Source organism: Chryseobacterium vrystaatense (assembly GCF_000737765.1).
Classification (GTDB): domain Bacteria; phylum Bacteroidota; class Bacteroidia; order Flavobacteriales; family Weeksellaceae; genus Chryseobacterium; species Chryseobacterium vrystaatense.
This window is the reverse complement of sequence record NZ_JPRI01000008.1, coordinates 48,227-66,826: the sequence shown is the minus strand read 5'-3', so window position 1 is coordinate 66,826 and position 18,600 is coordinate 48,227. Positions and strand designations below refer to the sequence as shown.

The 18,600-nt window shown below is 33.3% G+C and carries 26 protein-coding genes; 11 read left to right on the top strand and 15 right to left on the bottom strand.

Features of this window, described 5'->3' with window-relative positions; all coding sequences use genetic code 11:
• The first annotated feature begins 344 nt into the window (after positions 1–344).
• The 4 genes from IW16_RS18460 (at position 345) to IW16_RS18445 (ending at position 4,995) form a co-directional block, all read left to right on the top strand.
• Positions 345–2,318 carry a type VI secretion system Vgr family protein gene (locus tag IW16_RS18460; protein WP_034747877.1) on the top strand — a complete coding sequence of 658 codons (1,974 nt, stop codon included), beginning with the start codon at positions 345–347 and terminating at the stop codon, positions 2,316–2,318.
• Positions 2,296–2,703, top strand: a complete 408-nt coding sequence (locus IW16_RS18455) for a hypothetical protein (protein ID WP_034747874.1) — start codon at positions 2,296–2,298, stop codon at positions 2,701–2,703. Before IW16_RS18460 ends, IW16_RS18455 begins: the two co-directional genes overlap by 23 nt.
• Positions 2,700–4,319 (top strand): phospholipase effector Tle1 domain-containing protein, encoded by a 1,620-nt coding sequence (locus IW16_RS18450; RefSeq protein WP_034747871.1) that lies wholly within the window; start codon positions 2,700–2,702, stop codon positions 4,317–4,319. The genes IW16_RS18455 and IW16_RS18450 overlap by 4 nt, the downstream gene beginning before the upstream one ends.
• Positions 4,320–4,398: 79 nt before the next feature.
• Positions 4,399–4,995: a DUF2931 family protein gene (locus tag IW16_RS18445; protein WP_051890474.1), complete on the top strand. Its 597-nt coding sequence runs from the start codon at positions 4,399–4,401 to the stop codon at positions 4,993–4,995.
• On the opposite strand, the gene IW16_RS18440 is transcribed toward IW16_RS18445, so the two are convergent.
• The 5 genes from IW16_RS18440 to IW16_RS18415 all read right to left on the bottom strand — a co-directional run bounded on the left by IW16_RS18440 (position 4,979) and on the right by IW16_RS18415 (position 6,907).
• Complete coding sequence (locus IW16_RS18440; RefSeq protein WP_034747867.1) at positions 4,979–5,215, bottom strand: hypothetical protein; 237 nt, start codon at positions 5,213–5,215, stop codon at positions 4,979–4,981. The two genes, IW16_RS18445 and IW16_RS18440, sit on opposite strands and share 17 nt — an antisense overlap.
• Complete coding sequence (locus IW16_RS18435; protein ID WP_034747864.1) at positions 5,193–5,528, bottom strand: hypothetical protein; 336 nt, start codon at positions 5,526–5,528, stop codon at positions 5,193–5,195. The genes IW16_RS18440 and IW16_RS18435 overlap by 23 nt, the downstream gene beginning before the upstream one ends.
• Positions 5,529–5,877: 349 nt before the next feature.
• Entirely contained in the window at positions 5,878–6,078 is a 201-nt protein-coding gene (locus IW16_RS18425; protein ID WP_034747860.1) for a hypothetical protein, read from the bottom strand.
• Between the two features lie 42 nt (positions 6,079–6,120).
• Entirely contained in the window at positions 6,121–6,678 is a 558-nt protein-coding gene (locus tag IW16_RS18420; protein ID WP_034747859.1) for a response regulator transcription factor, read from the bottom strand.
• A gap of 7 nt (positions 6,679–6,685) precedes the next feature.
• The gene (locus tag IW16_RS18415) at positions 6,686–6,907 is read right to left on the bottom strand and encodes a hypothetical protein (RefSeq protein WP_034747856.1); all 222 of its coding nucleotides are present in this window, start codon (positions 6,905–6,907) and stop codon (positions 6,686–6,688) included.
• A gap of 100 nt (positions 6,908–7,007) precedes the next feature.
• Between IW16_RS18415 and IW16_RS18410 the strand changes: the two genes are divergently transcribed.
• The 7 genes from IW16_RS18410 (at position 7,008) to IW16_RS18385 (ending at position 12,844) form a co-directional block, all read left to right on the top strand.
• Positions 7,008–7,322, top strand: a complete 315-nt coding sequence (locus tag IW16_RS18410; protein WP_034747853.1) for a helix-turn-helix domain-containing protein — start codon at positions 7,008–7,010, stop codon at positions 7,320–7,322.
• 619 nt (positions 7,323–7,941) lie between these two features.
• A complete protein-coding gene (locus tag IW16_RS18405) occupies positions 7,942–10,164 on the top strand; it encodes a type VI secretion system Vgr family protein (protein WP_117590664.1) in 2,223 nt (740 codons plus the stop codon).
• Between the two features lie 5 nt (positions 10,165–10,169).
• Positions 10,170–11,243 (top strand): hypothetical protein, encoded by a 1,074-nt coding sequence (locus IW16_RS18400; protein ID WP_034747851.1) that lies wholly within the window; start codon positions 10,170–10,172, stop codon positions 11,241–11,243.
• Between the two features lie 11 nt (positions 11,244–11,254).
• Entirely contained in the window at positions 11,255–11,686 is a 432-nt protein-coding gene (locus tag IW16_RS18395; protein WP_034747848.1) for a hypothetical protein, read from the top strand.
• Positions 11,686–12,015, top strand: coding sequence for a DUF4280 domain-containing protein (locus IW16_RS18390; RefSeq protein ID WP_034747845.1), 330 nt, complete (start codon positions 11,686–11,688; stop codon positions 12,013–12,015). Before IW16_RS18395 ends, IW16_RS18390 begins: the two co-directional genes overlap by 1 nt.
• Before the next feature lie 86 nt (positions 12,016–12,101).
• Positions 12,102–12,275 carry a hypothetical protein gene (locus IW16_RS26705; RefSeq protein WP_165572000.1) on the top strand — a complete coding sequence of 58 codons (174 nt, stop codon included), beginning with the start codon at positions 12,102–12,104 and terminating at the stop codon, positions 12,273–12,275.
• A 95-nt stretch (positions 12,276–12,370) separates the two neighbouring features.
• On the top strand, positions 12,371–12,844 hold the full coding sequence (locus IW16_RS18385; protein ID WP_034747842.1) for a hypothetical protein: 474 nt from the start codon (positions 12,371–12,373) through the stop codon (positions 12,842–12,844).
• Positions 12,845–13,042: 198 nt separating this feature from the next.
• Here the strand turns inward: IW16_RS18385 and IW16_RS18380 are convergent, their stop codons facing one another.
• The 10 genes from IW16_RS18380 to IW16_RS18335 form a co-directional block, all read right to left on the bottom strand.
• On the bottom strand, positions 13,043–13,366 hold the full coding sequence (locus tag IW16_RS18380; RefSeq protein WP_034747839.1) for a hypothetical protein: 324 nt from the start codon (positions 13,364–13,366) through the stop codon (positions 13,043–13,045).
• Positions 13,367–14,028: 662 nt separating this feature from the next.
• Positions 14,029–14,355, bottom strand: coding sequence for a DMT family transporter (locus tag IW16_RS18375; RefSeq protein ID WP_034747836.1), 327 nt, complete (start codon positions 14,353–14,355; stop codon positions 14,029–14,031).
• A gap of 6 nt (positions 14,356–14,361) precedes the next feature.
• Complete coding sequence (locus tag IW16_RS18370) at positions 14,362–15,222, bottom strand: SDR family oxidoreductase (RefSeq protein WP_034747833.1); 861 nt, start codon at positions 15,220–15,222, stop codon at positions 14,362–14,364.
• A 114-nt stretch (positions 15,223–15,336) separates the two neighbouring features.
• Positions 15,337–15,609 carry a dihydrofolate reductase family protein gene (locus tag IW16_RS18365; RefSeq protein WP_051890471.1) on the bottom strand — a complete coding sequence of 91 codons (273 nt, stop codon included), beginning with the start codon at positions 15,607–15,609 and terminating at the stop codon, positions 15,337–15,339.
• Between the two features lie 145 nt (positions 15,610–15,754).
• Positions 15,755–15,952 (bottom strand): hypothetical protein, encoded by a 198-nt coding sequence (locus IW16_RS18360; protein ID WP_034747829.1) that lies wholly within the window; start codon positions 15,950–15,952, stop codon positions 15,755–15,757.
• Between the two features lie 26 nt (positions 15,953–15,978).
• Complete coding sequence (locus IW16_RS18355) at positions 15,979–16,539, bottom strand: Crp/Fnr family transcriptional regulator (RefSeq protein WP_034747826.1); 561 nt, start codon at positions 16,537–16,539, stop codon at positions 15,979–15,981.
• Positions 16,540–16,890: 351 nt separating this feature from the next.
• The gene (locus tag IW16_RS25815; protein WP_051890469.1) at positions 16,891–17,295 is read right to left on the bottom strand and encodes a hypothetical protein; all 405 of its coding nucleotides are present in this window, start codon (positions 17,293–17,295) and stop codon (positions 16,891–16,893) included.
• Positions 17,296–17,297: 2 nt separating this feature from the next.
• Positions 17,298–17,495 carry an oxidoreductase gene (locus IW16_RS26360; RefSeq protein ID WP_051890467.1) on the bottom strand — a complete coding sequence of 66 codons (198 nt, stop codon included), beginning with the start codon at positions 17,493–17,495 and terminating at the stop codon, positions 17,298–17,300.
• 27 nt (positions 17,496–17,522) lie between these two features.
• On the bottom strand, positions 17,523–18,266 hold the full coding sequence (locus IW16_RS18340) for an SDR family oxidoreductase (protein WP_034747823.1): 744 nt from the start codon (positions 18,264–18,266) through the stop codon (positions 17,523–17,525).
• A 40-nt stretch (positions 18,267–18,306) separates the two neighbouring features.
• Positions 18,307–18,585 carry a putative quinol monooxygenase gene (locus tag IW16_RS18335; RefSeq protein WP_034747820.1) on the bottom strand — a complete coding sequence of 93 codons (279 nt, stop codon included), beginning with the start codon at positions 18,583–18,585 and terminating at the stop codon, positions 18,307–18,309.
• Positions 18,586–18,600 lie beyond the last annotated feature (15 nt).

Sequence of the window (18,600 nt, the reverse complement as noted above, 5' to 3'; positions counted from 1 at the left end):
TTTAACAAATATGAAAATGTTTTCATGGAAATAACAATGTAATTTATTTTTTAAAATAGGAACCGTACGTTTTGTTGATTTTTTTATCATAATTCCATCATTTGTTTAAAATACTAAGTATGTAATTGTCTCATTTTTAAATAGTTAATTTGTTTTTTAAAAATATTTCATTACATTTGGATATAATCAAAAAGCATCAGTGATCTGTGAAACTCGTGGCTTCACAAGGACTTCATTGGTGAGGCTATATAAAAGGAAATCCAATATATAGCTGTGCTTCATAAAATGTTCCCCCATTTTAAAAAGAAGTCAAAAACAATAATCCATTATTAAAAACACCAAAGATGAAAAACAGAAACAGGGAAGGTAAAATACCCTCGGATGAAGCCTATTCAAAATTAAGAAAGTCTGCTTTTATTCCTGAAAATAATGCTGCACATATTTCTGAAAATCAAATTGCCGGTATCAACCGCGTGGTAAAACTTGAAGTATATGCAGATGGGAAACCGGTCTCACATTTCAAGCACTTTAAATTAAAACAAAGTGCTGTCAGGCATCATGAATTTGAAATTATCCTCGCTCACGACGCTTTGGAAAACCCACAGACTCAGGATCTGGAAGATGCCCATAAATTATTGGGAAAAAGACTTACAGCCACATTCAAATACAGAGATGTTGAGGAAACTCCCAGTACATCTTTTGTGGGTGTGATTACCGATGTGGGATTCAGCAGGGAACAGACCAGCCTGGGTGATATTGTACTCAAAGGATATAGTCCTACGATTTTGCTGGATGGGGCACCTCATACCCAAAGCTTTGGAGGAGATCTCCCTGTAAATATGGGAATTGTTGCCGATGAAGTAATCAAACAGGGACTTGATGGTTTCAACTTTGATTTTAATATTGACACCAACGACAGTTCGCAGATTCTTTACAGCTGTCAGTATGATGAAACCCATTATAATTATCTGGCAAGAATGGCAGAGGCTTATGGAGAAGAGTTCTTTTATGACGGCTATATCCTGCACTTTGGGAAGATGCCACAACACGGGAATCATCATATTCAGTTAATTGAGGGCAGCAATATAAGCGATGTTAATATACAGCTGAGAGCAGTCCATACAAAGCCCCGGTTTTATGGCTATAACAGCAGTAAAAATGAGAAACTGATTTCAGGAGAAACTCCCGTAAAGCATCTCGGAGAACTGGCGCGAACAGCATATGAAAATAATGACAGAGTCTACAGAACTCCTTCTTTAAGAATAGCTCCCATAAGAGCTGTTACCCATCTTGATATTGAATATTCTCAAAAAAGCACTTCGGGAAGCAAAGCTGTAGATGTTATGAATGTTTCAGGCTGTGCTTCTATCCCTTTTCTTCATCCCGGATGTGTTGCAGATTTGAAAATAAGGGAGCAGGATTCCAATACTACCCGGCACTTTACCACGCTTATGATTACAGAAACCACTCATGAGGTGAATGGCAGAGGATATTATACGGGAACTTTTGAAGCTGTTGCCGAAGGAACGGGTTATATGCCAAAACCTGAGTTTCACAATCCCAGACCGGAACCTCAGACTGCAACGGTAATTTCAAATGCCGACCCGGAGGGGCAGGGAAGAATTAAGGTAAGATTTGACTGGCAATTGAATAACAACACCGATTTCATCAGGGTGATGAGCCCCGATGCCGGCGGTACAGATCAGATCACCCAAAACCGGGGATATGTGGCTGTTCCGGAAGTGGGTGATCAGGTGATGGTTAATTTTCAACATGGCCATCCCGACAGACCATTTGTAATGGGCGGGATGTTTCATGGCGGAACAGGGTTAGGAGGAGGAATTAATAATCATATGAGATCAATACAAACCAAAAGCGGAATAAAACTTCTGATGAATGATGATGAAAGGAGCGTGAATATTACAGATCCAAGCGGAAATACCTGTTTGATGGACGGACAGGGAAATATCGTCATTACAGCGCCTCATAATATGACATTGAATGCAGGAGGAAATTTGGCCATCAATGTCGGACAGAATATGACCACTGCTGTTGAAATGAATTCAAATGAAACCGTAGGAGTAAATAAATCTTTAAGTGTGGGAATGACGAATATGCTGACGGTGGGAAAAGACTTTATCACCAGTATTATTGGGAAACTGACCCATTATGTAAAAGGAGATATGGAAACTTTTAGCGAAAAAGAACATAAAACAATTGCCATAAAAGGAATGGAGATCATCAGTGAACATAAAATAGAGCATCATGCCGAAAAAGAAATTAATAACAACAGCAATGAGAAATCTAAAAATCACTAGCGAATGCTCTGTTCTGAATATAGAAAGAGACAGTATCATAATTGCCATTATCGTTGGGAAAAGTGTGATTTTATTTAACAAAAAAAATCAGTCATTTTTCTACTTTTTTTATGCTACTGAAGAGTCTCCCAAGAGAATCTATTTCCGTCACCTGGTGGAGGGGAGATCCAATCTGTTCTGTAGTGGAGGATTCATTGTTTCCAGCGATGGAAAAACTGATGAGCTGCATTGTCCCGGAGATTCTGTGAATATACAGGATGGAGGAATAGCGGCTTGCCTGAAATATACCTACTTGCAGGAGTTGCTGGAATCCTGTTTTTATGTTTCCGGACAGGAGAGAATATATGATTTTATGAAAGAAGAATTTTTAATACCATTACCATGAGCATAAACTATTTTGTAGAAGGTAAGATAACAAACAGAGTAAAAGGTGATTATCTGGCATTTTCTAAGGAAAGTATTAGCCATAACAGCGCACTGTCCATAGAACAGTCCGGAAAAGAATCCGGAGTAAGTTATCATCATGCAAAAGTGATACAACCGAACGATAATCCCGTCAATTTACTGGAGGTAAACCTGAATCTTTTTTTTGATGGAACCCAGAACAATAAGACCAATACCGATCTCGGAAAAGATTACAAAGAATCTAACCATGAGGATGACAGTTATACGAATGAATATTCCAATGTGGCCAGGGGATATGATGCGGTGGATCCTACTGCGGAACATCAATATGCTGTATATATAGAAGGTATTGGGACAGAAGACACGAAAAGTGAAATGCACTTGTTTGGAAATGTGCCAAATCAGGGTATTCTCTTTGGTACTGGCCCACGGGGAGTTATTGCTAAGGTTACAAAAGGCTGTGTGCAAGCAGGCCGGCAATTGGCAAAATATTCACAAAAAGACATTCATCTGAAAGTAAATGTGTTTGGTTTTAGCCGTGGGGCAACAGCAGCCAGACATTTCCTGCATATAGCGACGAATCCTGCAAGAGTTCTTAAAAAATCCAAAGAAATAGGGATGGCTGTCCCTCCTTATGAAGCAGAAGGAGAACGCATTGAGGTAAGGCAGAATGATGAGCTTATTTTGAAGCATGGATACTTTGGTGCTTGCTTAACATATTGGGATGTTCTTCCAAAAAGAATAACGTTCAATTTTGCCGGACTGTATGATACTGTTGCTTCTTACGGGATGGATCACCGGGAAAAGTCTATAATGGGAAAAACAGTTATAAGTGGTGATACCAGACAGTTGGGTCTTGATGCCATAAAAAAAGCCTATTTTACCTTACAGATCGCAGCCGAGAACGAGTACCGTGATAATTTTGATTTAACGGATATCGATAGTGCCGGAGTACGGGGCTTACAGTTTATCTTACCGGGGGTACATTCTGATATTGGAGGATGCTATGTTAATGGAAATGAAGAAAAAGTGGATCTGTATACAGAAAAGGAAAATGAAGGCAGGAAATGTGAGGAGTTCAGGAATATACTTATAGAAGAAGGATGGTATACTCCGGAAGAGATTGTGGTACAAAAAATTACTGATCCCCATAAATATGGAGTCAATACAAAATATATATTGGTAGGAACCCGGAGGCCTTTTAATACTTATGATAGAATTGCACTTCATACGATGTTTTATTATTCAGGTCAAGAACAGTTTGGTGTTAAGTATATGCAAAAGGGAATTGACAATCACAAAATAACAGATCCTTTTCTTATAAAGATCTATGAGCAGTTGAGTAATTATATGAATGCCTGCAATACCCTGCGGAATACCTATGTACCCAATTACAACCAAGGGCATTCTTCAGGAGATTACCTGACAAGAATAAAGGCTCTGCATTACGAAGATTTTATGGATGTAGATCAACTTAAGAGATTGAGGAATAAATACCTTCATTGGTCTGCCAGTGCCACCAAAATAGGATACGGACCGAGGGTTGGAAAAGTAGCAAGCGGGAAAGAACGCACAAGAAATATACAATATGGATAATATGAAATATAAAATAAAACAAGTAATACAGTATATTGTATGTTTTGTACTCTGTATTCATTTAACACAATGTCAAAAAATGAACGATAAAAAAATGGCTTTTCATGTTGAAATATCTCATCCGGATAATAAATATCAGATCACTCCTGTATTTGACAAGATAAAAACATTAGAAGGAACCCATGCAGGATTGCCTTATGGAAGTTCTTCCGGAAGTTGGGGGGATTCGGGTAAATTATGGACAGAGCAGTACGGAACTCCTATAGGTGCTGATATTACTTATTATGCTGATTATGAAAATGTTTATTATCATCTGGATATTGATTTTCCTGTTGATACCATAAGGGATTATATGGAACGGGCATATTCAAGGAAAGAAGATAAACAAGGAGAAACTAAGGAATATAGAAGATTAGGTAGAGGTTTCGAATCTGGAGGAGGAAAAGCTTATGACAGTTTTTCTACACTGGTTTTTGGTTTTGCTCCAAAAGGCATGGTTGTGGTCTGGCTTAATTTTGGAAATACGCGCATTGAGCTTGGTCGTTATCAGGCAAAACAGGTTACGGATCCTGCAGAAATTACTAAAGCTAAAGAGAAATATATGAGGGTATATCGTATAAGCCCGGACAATATCAGATTTGAGATTATTAACCTTTTCTCTAAATTGAACCTCTAAACCTTCTGATTTGTAGTGCTTTTCTGTTTCTGATTTGATTGAGTCTATATTCATGGTATACAGTATTAAATTTTTGAATTTTAGAGATAGCAAAGCGTGCTGATGCTTCTATTGTTTCCATTGCGCTGATAAATCTTTGTCCGGCAATTTCACCATCCCTAAAAGCGCTTATAAACTGCCATCTAAATTTTATATTTTTACGATGTTTTTTGCTTGTCATTTTCTTGCTTTTTATCCAGATTAAACTCGGCAATTCCTTTTATTTCGTATAAAGAGAAGTTAATAGATCTGACACCACTCAATCCAAAGTCCCTGTTTAAATCTCCAAACCTAAACCAGCTCACAATACGTGGTCTGCAACGTCTATTCTCTTGACAAATGAAATTAATATGAGCTATTAAATTTTCCTTAAATGTTTGAACAGATCCAGCATCTAAAAGCTTTCTATCGTTTTGAAGCAATAATTCCTGAATGCTTCTCTCAACTTCACTTGAAGGAACCCGGACGTTTGCAACAATGGTTAAGTATTTCATATAGTATTATTTTGTTATTATTTATTTTTCGCTTTGTTTTGGAGTAAAAAGGACGGCCCCACAAGAGGAACAATGCCAAGTCTGCCGAAGATCCTCCTCATTACCACAATTACATTTTTTCCATATTTCGTGGTTGTGTTCTTTTAATAATTTATCAAATGAGACGTCCCCCCTCTTAGTCACCAATTCAGAAATGGAAAAATCTCTATAGGGTTTATTTTTATAGGATTTGATAAATGCCTGGATATCATTATTCATAATACAGTAATTTTTAATTTTTAAAGAAAACCCAGCCAACCATCGCCGGCCGGGTAAAAACTAATCGCCATGAAACTCAATTAAACATGAGTTAATCTAAACTTCTATATATTTTATCTAACTTATCATTCATTTCATCTCGGATATCGGGGGAAATAATGATTAATCCGAAATCAAAATACATTCTCAATTTTCTTGAAAAAGCATACAGCTCATCTTCGCTTTTAATAGCACGGATTTGCTTAATTGTGCCATTTTCATCAAGCTTTGCTATAATAGTTTTTGTTATCATGCTTTATAAAAACCCCGCCTAAACGGGGCACAGGTTAAAAGATTAGATCAAGCCCAAAATAAACGCTACGCTGGCCAGTTCTTGTTTCGTTGAAATTCTAAGTGAATTATATAATTTAGTTCGGTACACCTCAAAAGAACCCAAGGGTATTTCTAGTTCCTCCGCTATTACAGTATTTTTTTTTGCTGAAATTAAAAGACTAATTGCTTTTTCATCAAATGAGTCCAAAGGGATACCCTTATACTCAATGCTTTTACATACTTTCCCAAAGCCTAAACACTTGTTTTTTAATGGACAATCAAAAGAATCAGCAGCGAAAACACCATCCTCATAATCAGGTGTAAAGTTTAATCCACCAAAGCGACATTCTGCCAACTTCCTTTTTTGTTCTTTTCGAGAAGGAAACCATCCCTCTAGAATTAGTTTTGTCTCAGGTTCAGAGTCAATAATATGATCTAAAAATCTTGTTTCTTCAGAAGGAAGTTCTTTATAGTCTAAAACTCTGCCTCCTATAATAGCAAAAAGCCTTTCTTCTTCCTTTATATAGAAGAGCTCTAAGGAGCCGTCACGCATCCCTGCATATAACCTAGTTGAAGTCATTTTATATTTATTTTAAAATTGATTTTGTTTCTTCAGCAACTTGTTGAAGTGCAGCAATTATTTTAACATCTCCAGATTTTCGACTTTTTACCTGTCTAATTGCACCGGCAGTAACACCTGGTACAATCTTTAACACTTTATCTACATATCTTTTAGGAAGATAATTATCAATGACTTCAAATGATTTTGCAATATTGAAATCAATTTTTTTTGGCTTGTTACTTTTCATTACTTTTGTGACACTTCGTTACTTAATGTGACAAAGTTACCTATTATATCTTATGATACAATAGGTAACGTAAATATTTTTAATTAAATAACATAACTAAATGACAATCAGCGAGAAAATTTATCATTATTTAAGAATCAATGACATTACTGTGAAAGATTTTGCTGAAAAACTAAGCATATCGAGAGTGACTTTATCTGCAATGCTTGCCGGTAGAAACAGATTTTCTCAGGATTTCTTTGAGGCATTAAATGAAAATTATCCGGAAATAGATATCAATGCGCTTGTCAATAAAAATGTGGATGTGGCTTTTCTAAATGAAAAAGGTCCGAAGAATCCGGACTCAGAAAGAATAATAGAATTAGAAAAAAGCCTAAAAGAGATTAAAAAAATTTTAAATAAAACGAAGATTTGACACAAATTTGTCAAAATAAAAACCTAACTAACTGATAAACAACAATGAAATTAATTCTGTCGAGGTCACTTAAGGAGACAACTATTTGATAGTTGTCTCTTTTTTTTTACGCATAAAACCCTATATATCAAACTTTTACAGCCTGACATTTTATGGTTTGAATTTTTTGATGTAAAATCCCTAGTCCACCTGAAACAGACAGTCTAAAAGTGCTCTATCAGAGATTTCATCGACATTTAAGCTTGGTTTGAAATCCCATTAAGGTTCTAGTATTTCTTTCTCTTTTGGCTTATTGTAATTTTTCGATACTAAATATAGTAATTCCAAAATATGACTGAAACTGTATTTGAATTTTTTAAATAAGATATTAACCTAGATAGTTATTTTGAAAAAGACTGACTTGTAAAGCCAATCATTCCTATTTTAAGCTATTTTAATACACTCATCATTATTACACCAAATCTGTTTTAAAACTCGCCCCAAAAACCTATCTAACTTCCTCAAACTTTTTTAATCAATCGTAGTTTTACTACACTTTTTGAATTTTTTCAAGATTTATTTATGTGGTACTATTTATTTATCTATATTTAGTGATATAAACACAAATACCACAGTATTAATGAGAAAGAATATTTCCAATTCTGAAAAGATTTCAGAGAACCATATTGCAGGCATTAACCGTGTGGTTAAACTTGACATTGTGGTTGAAGGGAAATCTATCAGCCATTTTAAACACTTTCGTTTACAGCAAAGTTCCAGAACACACCATAATTTTGAACTGACTCTAGCTCATGATTCTTTAGATGAGGTACAGAATCATAACCTTGAAGAAGCCAGACAGTTTTTAGGAAAACGAATTACAGTAACTTTCAAATATAAAGACTTTGAAAATGAAAGCCCCGAAAGAACTTTTGTAGGAGTCATTACAAAGATTGCATTTAGCCAGGAACAAATGAGTCTTGGTAATATTGTTCTGAAAGGATATAGTCCAACAATTTTGATGGATTCAGCTCCACATACTCAGAGCTTTGGAGGGAGTCAATCTGTAAATACGGCTATCATTGCAGATAATATTATTAAAGAAGCATTAGGAACGAGTAAATTTGATTTCAGAGTAGAGACTCAAAATAAAAGTTATATTAATTACAGTTCGCAATATTGCGAAACACATTATAATTATCTTGCAAGACTAGCAGAAGCCTATGGAGAGCAATTTTATTATGATGGGTATATCTTACATTTTGGAAAACTTCCATCACCTGAAAAGCCTATCCAACTTGTTTACGGAAGTAATATTACAGATGTACAGGTAGAGTTAAAAGCTGTTCACACTAAACCTGAATACTTTGGTTATAATAGCAGTAGCCATGCAAAAATGTTGGGTTCTAATGATGACATTAAGCACTTAGGGAATTTACCAGCCAAAGCCTATGAACTGAATCATAATATTTTTAAAACAAGGTCACTGACTCCTACCCCTATCAATGCAAATATGTTTCTTGATGTGGATGATTCTCAAAAAAGCGCTAGAGGAAGTAAGGCTGTAGAGGTTTTTACTGTGTCTGGAAATACAACAGTTCCTTTTCTGTTTGTAGGCAGTATAGCAGATATAGACATGAGAAATCAGGACAGTAACCAAACTTCCCATTTCACGACATTGATGATGACAGAGGTAAGCCATGAAGTGGATGCACGAGGTTACTATACGGGAAGTTTTGAAGCAATAGCTGAAGGGACTGGATTTATGCCTAAGCCTGATTTTGTAATGCCTAAGGCAGAACCGCAGGTAGCAACAGTCATTTCTAATGCAGATCCCTTGAATCAGGGAAGAATACAGGTGCAGTTTGATTGGCAGTTAAATGATACTACCCATTTTATCCGAATGATGAGCCCCGATGCAGGAGGAACAGATACAATAAGCCAGAACAGAGGATTTGTTGCAGTTCCTGAAATCGGAGATCAGGTAATGGTTGGCTTTGAATATCACAATCCTGATTTTCCTTTTGCAATGGGTGGAATGTTTCACGGAGGTGTAGGTTTAGGAGGTGGCATGGATAACCGCGTAAAATCTTTACAAACAAGAAGTGGGCATAGGTTAATATTCACAGAAGATGAAAGCATTTTATTGACCGATAAAAGTGGCAATGAATTGAGATTTGATACAGAGGGAAGCAACATTAATATCACTGCTCCTGAAACCATTACTATAAAATCCAAGAACCTAAAGTTTGATATTGAAGAGAATATTGAAACCAAAGCAGGAAAGAATATGGATACCAATGTTGGTCAAAATATCAAGATTATTGCCAGACAAGAGATAAGCCAAGACAGTGGTAAGAAGACTATTATAAATGCTGGTACTAATACTGAAATATCAGCAAAAGCCCACCTAGACCTCTATGGTAAAGAAAAATTCATTGGCTATACCGATGGACAGACAGAATTTGGAGCAAAAGACAGAATGCATGTATATGGAGCTAACTCATTATTGACTGCAAAAGATAAAATTGAGTACAAAGCTCCACAAATGAATAAACTTCCTCAAAATGGAGAGTTTGATTATACGAAAGAAAAACAAATAGTCAGTGCACAATGGATGGATGGTGATATGAAAGAGATTATTGACACAGCTTTTATTGGAGAAAAGATAAGTATTTTGGTATATACTCGAAATTATGATGAAGGAGAAACTATTGATGTTGATGTTGAACATGATTATAATAATGAGAAAAAGAAAGTAATTTATTCAGGAACTGTAAATAAAGAAGGTTTTGCAGAGTTAAAAGAAAAGGTGGAGATAAAAAAGAAAGAAAAAGAATATACAAACGAAACTAATATATAATTATTATGTCTGGAACAGTAACAATAACAGGTATAAGCGGAAGTGTTAACTTCCAACATTTGAAAGTAAATATCGCTCCATTCAAGCAGTACATATTGGTTTCTGGACTATTTTATCCTGATGACCATAACAATTATCAGCTTTCAGGCTCTTTTGATAAATATGTTCAAAGCTATGTGAAGAAAATCATTCAGAGCCAAAAAGGAAATGATTTTATTATTTATGATGTAAATATTTTAGCAGGAACTATTACTAAAACTGAATACTTTGCAAACTCATCGCCTAAGAAAAGCACACTAACATTTGATAAAGTAATCAATAGTGACTATGTGAGAGCTAATAATAGTATTCGATTTGAGAACAATAGTAAAAAGATAATTTCAAAAACTGATGTCTATAAATTGATTGAAGATATAGGAACAAATAACCCTAATACATTACAGGAAGTTCATGTCTTTTCTCATGCGTATTGGAATGGTCCAATTTTAGTAAATACAGATAGTGGTGGTGGAGATTGTGATATGAGAAAAGCTGACTTTACTTCAGGGACGATTAATGTTACAAATTTTAAAAATGCATTTACAAGTTCTGGCTTTATGAAAATTTGGGGATGTAGCTTTCCTGTTGCAACAAATGCTCTTTTTTCAAAGTTTAGGAATAACAAACAGTATAGTACTACTAAAACAATACCTGATTCTACTATTTTTAGTTTTGTACCTAATACATTTTATTATCATCCTAGTGGTTCGTTACCTGTTGATTTAACTCCTCAAATCAATGGTATATTAGGTACAACACATAAAGTAAATGATTCAATAAAACTAACATTTTTAGAAATAAAGAAAATACTAGCATATAACTATCTTAGTGTGTATGCAGGAGTAATTGCAAAAAAGATTGGTATTAAAGTTATATCTGCATTACCAGCAACTTATGCCAATATAGACCCAACATTTCATATTGCACCAAGTACAATGGCAAATGTAACATTTTATAAAAAGCATTTAGATGTTAAAATTGAAGATGGAAATTACGGTGTCTATGATGAGTCAACCGTTCAAAGTTTAGAAGCAATCTAATAGTTAAGAAAATGAAAAAAATAATCTTAGTTTTTGTTATATTATTAAACATTTTAATAAATGGGCAAATAAAACATATTTATATTGGAAAAGTAGATAGCATAGTTATAAGGAATTATTCCTACTATGATAAGGAAACATCTACAGTCAATGATACTAATGAAAGTAACTCTATTCAGCTACTGAATAGTAAAAAATTGACAGGAAAACAAATAGTTTTACTTAATACCCTTTTAAAATCAAAAAAAAGCTATTTGCCTGAGAGAGCTTTGCTATCACATTTTAATAAAAAAATTGAATTCTTTCTTAATGGTGATAAAATACAGGACATTACAATTTCAACAATGACGAAGAATATCACAATCTATAATAGAGAAAAATTGATTTATAAAGCTAAAATGTCAACTTCTCTTGAAAAAGGAATTTTAAATCTTGAGAAATAATGTCTCAGCATATCACAGATACTACCCAGCTAAAATGTGATAAAGGAACTTCACCAACTCCACTCACAGTAACAAGTCAATCTTTTATGAGTATTGATGGAAAGCTACAGGCTACAGAAGAGGACAAACAGCCTAACACTAACATCAAACCGTTTGGAATGTGCAGTGTTTTAAGGTCTTCCTGTACGCCCGCACCTATTAAATGGGACAACACCTCTGATTTTAAAATTGAGGACAAAAAGGAGCTATTAGACAGCTCTACATGTCAGTGCTCTGTCGGAGGACAAATATCAGTTGTGAAGTCAGCACAGAATTTTGTAGAAGAATAATATTGTAAATAATAAAAATCTGGAATACAAACCTTTATCTCTGTTGATAGAGGTTTTTTATTTAACAACTACCTAAAAAATTAATCATGAGATTTAATAAAGAAAAACTTAAAGAACAATTTGTAACTATAGCTGATAAATTAAACTCAGCGTATGAGCCAGTAGATGAAAAACCTCTTATTAAAATTGCCGAATTAACGGTTGTGTTTACTACAATGGGCTTTTTTATATATGGCTATATTTACAAGAATTTGGTATAAATTACTTTTATTATTTTAATATTTCAGATTCAATTGAGATATTATATAATAAGCTTATGCCTATAATATTTATATCTGTCATATTATCCCCCCTTATGGCAATTATACTACCAGACTTATTTAAAAAGTCAACAGAAAAAAGAATAACAGTAATTTCAATAATTGTTCTAATAATATTTATTATATCTGTATTTTATATTTTGTTTAGCGTATATAAATTTTCATTGTTACAGAAAGCTATATTTTTGATTTTAATTGGATTTACATCTATTTTATGTTTATTCAAACAACCACATTTTGGTTTGATTATGTTAATTATAGTAGGTTTCATATATATTTTTGCGGTTGCACATTTAGAAGCAAAATCAGCAAAGGAAGAAAAATTAAAATATAATTCTACTCCAAACGAATATTTAAAAGCCTCTTTACTATCAGAGGAAAACAACTGTAGAAATTTAATATATAGAACACAAAATTATACTTTTGTAAAAGATGATTGCGATAATTTAATATATGTTCAATCGAGAACAACAGGTGAAATAGAAAGTTTTACTTCAAAATCCAAATAAATTAAAAATGATTGGTTCTACCGCAGAAGGAAAAGCCAATCATTTTGATTTTAAGCCACTTGCAGGCATCTATTACTATTATTTTATAACTCAGTCTTAAAACTTGGTAAAACGTCCTGAGATAGAATAAAACAGTTATTACACCATAGGTTACAAGACAATAAACAAACTTTGTATAGTAAAAAATTATGCATTAAATTAGTTGTCCAATCCTTTGACAGTGTTCAGTACACAACGATAGTATTTTTCAACTGTATTTTTACATCTGCCTGATACAATTCTTAATGTTTTTTGAGTGATTTTTGGATATTTTGTATAATCCCAATTGGATACACAATCCACTAAGCTATTAAAGGTATTTTCAGACCTTTCATTTCCTAATACTCTACCATTAATTTTTCGCTTTTCATCTATTGTTTTGATTTTATCTTCATAAACAATCCGTCTCTTAGCATTATTTCTCGGTTTTACACTTCCTCTCAGATTATAAATTTTAGTTACTATTTGGTCTATTTCCTCCATGTTAAGTGGGGGGTTACAACACTTTGAGTTATATTTTTGAGTATAGCGTTTAAAATTGGTAAAACCTGCATGGGGATTTATGGAAATGATACAATAAGCATAAGAGCTTACACTCCCGCTTCTTTGTATATACTTAACAAATATACAATAGAAGTAGAAAAAATAACAACAAGTTTATCAAAAGCATATGGGGGTTTAAACCAACAGCACATCTGACTGAGATCATTAGTATCTATACAAATTAAAAATAGAAATTCGATGGCTTCTCTTACCGATTAGTAGGAAATACCAGACAGCGCACTAAACGCATATTGGGTGACAAAACCTTATAGAAAGTGATATTCCATCAAAAGAACAAATGATTGGATCGATAGTTATAAAATGATTCTCAAGCGATTTGAAATAGGTATTTCAAATCGCTTGAGTAAGTTTAAATTTTATTGCATGCATGATTTTTAAAATTAAGAAAATTATAAAATCTAAAAAGTCTGAATACCTTTATTGCAAATAATGAATTCAACGATTTACGTTAATAGTAATACATTCGTCAATCCTAATTTATTCCAAAAAATCATTTAGGAAGTAACCCCTAGTTTCGTTATTCTATAAATTATTGAATAGATTGATTTCTTTTAAAATGGATTGTAAATTTGCATTATCGGTTAATGCGCAGTTTTAGAAAAGAAATTCATAATTACTACTCCAATAATTATGAAAGCAATTCCAACAAATGCTGCCAGATCCAGTTTTTGTTTGAAGATAAAAACAGAAACGGCTGCTGTAAGGACAATGCCCAATCCTGCCCATACAGCATAAGCGATCCCTAATGGAATTGTTTTTAATGCCAGTGATAAGAAATAAAAACACACAACATAAGCTGCAATGACAATAACAGAAGGAAAAAATTTGCTAAATCCATCAGATGCTTTCATAAAGCTGGAACCAATTACTTCAAATATAATGGCTAAAGCAAGAAATAAATACTTCATATAATTTTAATCTAAAAATGTTTCTTTTAAATATGTTTTTAAATCAGTTGGTTTACGTCCCAACAATTGCTCGATATCAGAACCTTTTATATCATATTCTTCGTTCTTAATTACTTCGGCAAAAAGCTTTGAAAACCAAATATCTCCTTCGCTTACCCCATACTCTCTTAATCTTGTTTCGTATTCTTCCGGTTCCGGACTGAAATATGAAACTTCCGCACCTGACAATTCTGAAAGAATCTGAGCAATTTCATTAAATGAATAAGTAGGCTGAGTAGTTGTTAAATACACTTTATTTTTGTGTCCCTCAGTTCCTAAAACATTAGCGATTGCTTCTCCAATCTCTGCTCTCTTTATAAAGGAAGCCTTACCCATTCCGGCAGGAAAATAGATCCCCGTATATAATGCTTCATATCCTATGAAATCAGGAATCGTTTCTGCATATAGACCATTTCGAAAAATAGTATACGGTAAACCACTTTTTATAATATAGTTTTCAGTGGTAATATAGGAATCAGCCAAAGACTCTAATTTTGAATTTTCTACATTACAATTTAATGCTCCACTCGTATAAAAAATATGTCTAACACCCGTTTCAACTGCGACATCAATAACATTTTTATGTTCTTGCAAAGCATCATTATTACTACTGCTTATCAATAATAGTTTTTCAATCCCTTTAAATGCATTTACTAAAGACTCTTTATCAGAATAGTCTCCAATACGTATATCAATACTTTCAGTGGATACTTTAGATTTTTTTGGATCTCTAAAAAGACCAGCTATCCTAATATCAGGAAATAATTTTACAAAATTTTTAATAACAGCCGTTCCTAAGTTTCCTGATGCCCCTGTAATCAATATCATAATTATATAATTAATTTATGAGACAAAAGTATACCCAATGTTAAGAGCTTAATTTGATAAAAGTCAAATAAAATAACATATTTTAGTATCTACAAAAATCTATATTAAAAATTTCTATTTTTTATGAAGATTGTAGCGTATCCAAACCATTCCGTCTGGTAATATTTCAGTAGAAATATGCTCTAATGACTGGCCTAAAGCCCATAATTCATACTCATTACCTCTGTAATCAAAAATGGTTGGCAATCCTTTTAATTCATCAATACCAGAATAAATCATCAGACTTAGCTCTGCAATTAAACCTGCTTGAAGAAAACCACCATTAATGATTCCTCCTCCTTCAAGCAATAGATTTTTAAGACCAAATTCTAAATGTAATTTTTCCATAGCTAATTAAAGATCATTTCCATCTAAACCAGCAAATAAATAAGATGTATTATTACACAGATGATTTAGGTATTCATCTGATAACTTCTCACTAAGCATCGCAATAATATTATTTTCAAAACCATTTTTATTCTCATATGAGGTTTTATCTAATGAAAACAACTGTGGTTTTAAATACTGTTTTAGATGACAGGTGAGTCTGAAAACTTTTTGTTGGCGGATAATTATCCCCTTGGAATAATTCAGAAATGAAAAATTCCTGCAGACTATTCTGACCAATAACCACACCATCACTTTCAAACTGATCACTTAGATTAAAATAACTTTCTGCAAATTCATCCATTGATTTTTGACTCAAGTCAAAATCTTTTATTTCTTTCTAATTCTGCTTAGGGTTTCTTGCTTTATTCCCAAATAAGAAGCGATATGCCCCAATGAAATTCTTTGTATTGCATTCGGCTCATTTTTAAGTAAGGAATTGTAACGTTCTTCAGCACTTTCTGTTTGGAGGGAACTTATCCTTTCTTCTAAAACGACACAATATTCTTCTGTCATTTTTCGTCCAATAGTATTGAGATCATTATGTTTTTTATATAACTCTTCCAAAGTTCTATTTGAAATATAATGAATAATTGACGGCTCTAAAAATTGGATATTTTCTTTTGAAGGAGCATTGTAAAATAGAGGAAGTATAGAACCTAAAATAATATTTTCAAACCCAAACCATGAATTGAATTCAGAGTTATTTTTCTCAAAATAAGAACGAACTAAACCTTTCTCAATTACAAATAAACTAGAAGTTACCTGCCCCTTTTTAACAAAAAAATCTCCTTTCGGCCTTAACTGAGTTTTGATATTTAATTCAAGTTCTTTCTCAACTTGCTCCGAAATATATCCGTATTCTTTGAATTTTTTTATTAATGGATTCATTTTATAATATAAATTACAAATTTAGAATATTACACTTCTTATTCTTCGTAATTTTTCAAGACTTTTTTTAACGCTAAAAAAAGAAGTTTTCTTTGGTTTGAATATAGTAATGTCAAATACCTGCTTTAAGATTTAATGCTGTCCATAAATCCGCTGCATTATTAATTGGCTCAATAATATCCTGATATTCAAATTGTTAAAAATTCATGGTTAGTTTATTTTGGATAAAAGTTACAATTTATAACTGCAAAAAACTAAAATATTATTACAAGATAAACATCTCTTTTTTTCTTTAAAAAAATTAACAGATTTGTTTTTTTTTTATGTATTCTAAGACAAAAAACAGCAAACTTATTTTTTTGCTAAATTCATAACAATATGATGCATATTTACGTTTGTTCCATTACGATTGTGAACAATTGTAAATTTTCTCAAGTCCGAAAATTCTACAGAATTATCCTCCACAAGAGGTATTAATGGATATTTAAAATCATGATTTTTAAAAATCTTATCGATATGAGTTTTAATATAATCCTTTACTACTGACGAAAGATTAAGAGCCTCAATAATATTTAATGGATAACCATTAATATCTTCTATAAAAATATCTACCTCCCCTGCAGACTTTCCTGTTTCCGTGGTACTTTTCCTTGTTTGATCCTTCACGTGAAAGCCTGCACTGATGAGCATGCTTGCTATAAAAGTATTTCTGTCGTCCTCGGAAAAATTCCCATAGTAAAGATGATTTTGCTGCATGTTCAAACAGCTTTTAAGGATCCTGTAATCACCAATCCTACCCCATTAACTCTTTTATGGTAATATTCGACTTCTTCATCAGATATGGTAAAGTCTTCATTCGATGCCCAAGTGGTCATTGGCGACATCACAATTCTGTTTTTTAAACTAATCCCTTTATCAAATGATAAAGGAGAAAATAGCTTATTATATTTATTCATTACTTAAAATTCTTTTTTTATTAAATATTACCAGTCTTGCAATGTTGGGCTTATAACAATGTCATTCACGTTAACATTATCAGGTTGATCAAATGCAAACAGGACAGCATTGGCAATATCATCTGGCTCAATAGCCTGCTTGTTCAGCTCTGCAGCGATCTCTGCTCCTTCTTTGTTGGTCACTTTATCTGCCCATCCAGTGTTGATCACTCCCGGACTTATCAGGCTTATCTTGATGCCTTTATGAACAGAAACTTCTTTTCTTAAACTTTCGGTAATTGCCCGGACGAAAAACTTAGTTCCGTGGTAGATTCCTGCACCGACATCGATATTGATTCCCGCCACAGATCCCATATTGAGAACATGACCTGATCTCTGCTCCAACAGCTTGGGAAGTACAGCTGCAATGGCATTTAAATAGCCTTTGATATTGGTGTCAATCATCGAATTCCATTCATCAATCGCAACGTCCTTCCATTGTGAAAACAACATCAAACCTGCATTATTGACCAAATTATCTACTCTTCCGAACTTATCAATAGTAAAATCAACCATCGCTTTCATTTGGCCAATGTCTGTTACGTCTGCAACAAATATTTCGGCTTTACCTCCTTCTTCTTCAATCTGTCGTTTTACTTTTTCTATTTTATCATCCGCTCTGGATACCAAAATAATACAGCTTCCGGCTTTGGCTAATTTCAATGCTGTTGCCGCACCAATTCCGGAAGATGCTCCGGTAATAATGGTTACAGACTCATTTATTTTTTTCATATTTCTAAATTTTATAAATGATTATAAATTCTACTAAAAATTATTTGGATCGATACATAACCGGTTGCTCTTGTAATTTGTCGAAAGACGCAAAAAACGCCTTTGAATACGATTGTTCATTATGGAGATTTAAGCCATCTACACTTTCCCATTTTTCATTAAGGATAAAAGTATTTTCATCATCAATACTCTGGTGAACATCGTATTCGATGCAAGCCTCTTCTTTCTTAGATAATTCCGGGAGGCTGTATAAAAGCTCTTTTATCTCTTGCTGATGCTCAGGCTTTGCCTGCACAATCACCGTTAAGTAAATACTCATAAAATTTGTTTTTTT

Coding starts and splice junctions, on each gene's coding strand:
- IW16_RS18460 (WP_034747877.1), top strand. CDS start 345: ATGAAAAACAGAAACAGGGAAGGTAAAATACCCTCGGATGAAGCCTAT.
- IW16_RS18455 (WP_034747874.1), top strand. CDS start 2,296: ATGAGAAATCTAAAAATCACTAGCGAATGCTCTGTTCTGAATATAGAA.
- IW16_RS18450 (WP_034747871.1), top strand. CDS start 2,700: ATGAGCATAAACTATTTTGTAGAAGGTAAGATAACAAACAGAGTAAAA.
- IW16_RS18445 (WP_051890474.1), top strand. CDS start 4,399: ATGAACGATAAAAAAATGGCTTTTCATGTTGAAATATCTCATCCGGAT.
- IW16_RS18440 (WP_034747867.1), bottom strand. CDS start 5,215: ATGACAAGCAAAAAACATCGTAAAAATATAAAATTTAGATGGCAGTTT.
- IW16_RS18435 (WP_034747864.1), bottom strand. CDS start 5,528: ATGAAATACTTAACCATTGTTGCAAACGTCCGGGTTCCTTCAAGTGAA.
- IW16_RS18425 (WP_034747860.1), bottom strand. CDS start 6,078: ATGATAACAAAAACTATTATAGCAAAGCTTGATGAAAATGGCACAATT.
- IW16_RS18420 (WP_034747859.1), bottom strand. CDS start 6,678: ATGACTTCAACTAGGTTATATGCAGGGATGCGTGACGGCTCCTTAGAG.
- IW16_RS18415 (WP_034747856.1), bottom strand. CDS start 6,907: ATGAAAAGTAACAAGCCAAAAAAAATTGATTTCAATATTGCAAAATCA.
- IW16_RS18410 (WP_034747853.1), top strand. CDS start 7,008: ATGACAATCAGCGAGAAAATTTATCATTATTTAAGAATCAATGACATT.
- IW16_RS18405 (WP_117590664.1), top strand. CDS start 7,942: ATGAGAAAGAATATTTCCAATTCTGAAAAGATTTCAGAGAACCATATT.
- IW16_RS18400 (WP_034747851.1), top strand. CDS start 10,170: ATGTCTGGAACAGTAACAATAACAGGTATAAGCGGAAGTGTTAACTTC.
- IW16_RS18395 (WP_034747848.1), top strand. CDS start 11,255: ATGAAAAAAATAATCTTAGTTTTTGTTATATTATTAAACATTTTAATA.
- IW16_RS18390 (WP_034747845.1), top strand. CDS start 11,686: ATGTCTCAGCATATCACAGATACTACCCAGCTAAAATGTGATAAAGGA.
- IW16_RS26705 (WP_165572000.1), top strand. CDS start 12,102: ATGAGATTTAATAAAGAAAAACTTAAAGAACAATTTGTAACTATAGCT.
- IW16_RS18385 (WP_034747842.1), top strand. CDS start 12,371: ATGGCAATTATACTACCAGACTTATTTAAAAAGTCAACAGAAAAAAGA.
- IW16_RS18380 (WP_034747839.1), bottom strand. CDS start 13,366: ATGGAGGAAATAGACCAAATAGTAACTAAAATTTATAATCTGAGAGGA.
- IW16_RS18375 (WP_034747836.1), bottom strand. CDS start 14,355: ATGAAGTATTTATTTCTTGCTTTAGCCATTATATTTGAAGTAATTGGT.
- IW16_RS18370 (WP_034747833.1), bottom strand. CDS start 15,222: ATGATATTGATTACAGGGGCATCAGGAAACTTAGGAACGGCTGTTATT.
- IW16_RS18365 (WP_051890471.1), bottom strand. CDS start 15,609: ATGGAAAAATTACATTTAGAATTTGGTCTTAAAAATCTATTGCTTGAA.
- IW16_RS18360 (WP_034747829.1), bottom strand. CDS start 15,952: ATGGATGAATTTGCAGAAAGTTATTTTAATCTAAGTGATCAGTTTGAA.
- IW16_RS18355 (WP_034747826.1), bottom strand. CDS start 16,539: ATGAATCCATTAATAAAAAAATTCAAAGAATACGGATATATTTCGGAG.
- IW16_RS25815 (WP_051890469.1), bottom strand. CDS start 17,295: ATGCAGCAAAATCATCTTTACTATGGGAATTTTTCCGAGGACGACAGA.
- IW16_RS26360 (WP_051890467.1), bottom strand. CDS start 17,495: ATGAATAAATATAATAAGCTATTTTCTCCTTTATCATTTGATAAAGGG.
- IW16_RS18340 (WP_034747823.1), bottom strand. CDS start 18,266: ATGAAAAAAATAAATGAGTCTGTAACCATTATTACCGGAGCATCTTCC.
- IW16_RS18335 (WP_034747820.1), bottom strand. CDS start 18,585: ATGAGTATTTACTTAACGGTGATTGTGCAGGCAAAGCCTGAGCATCAG.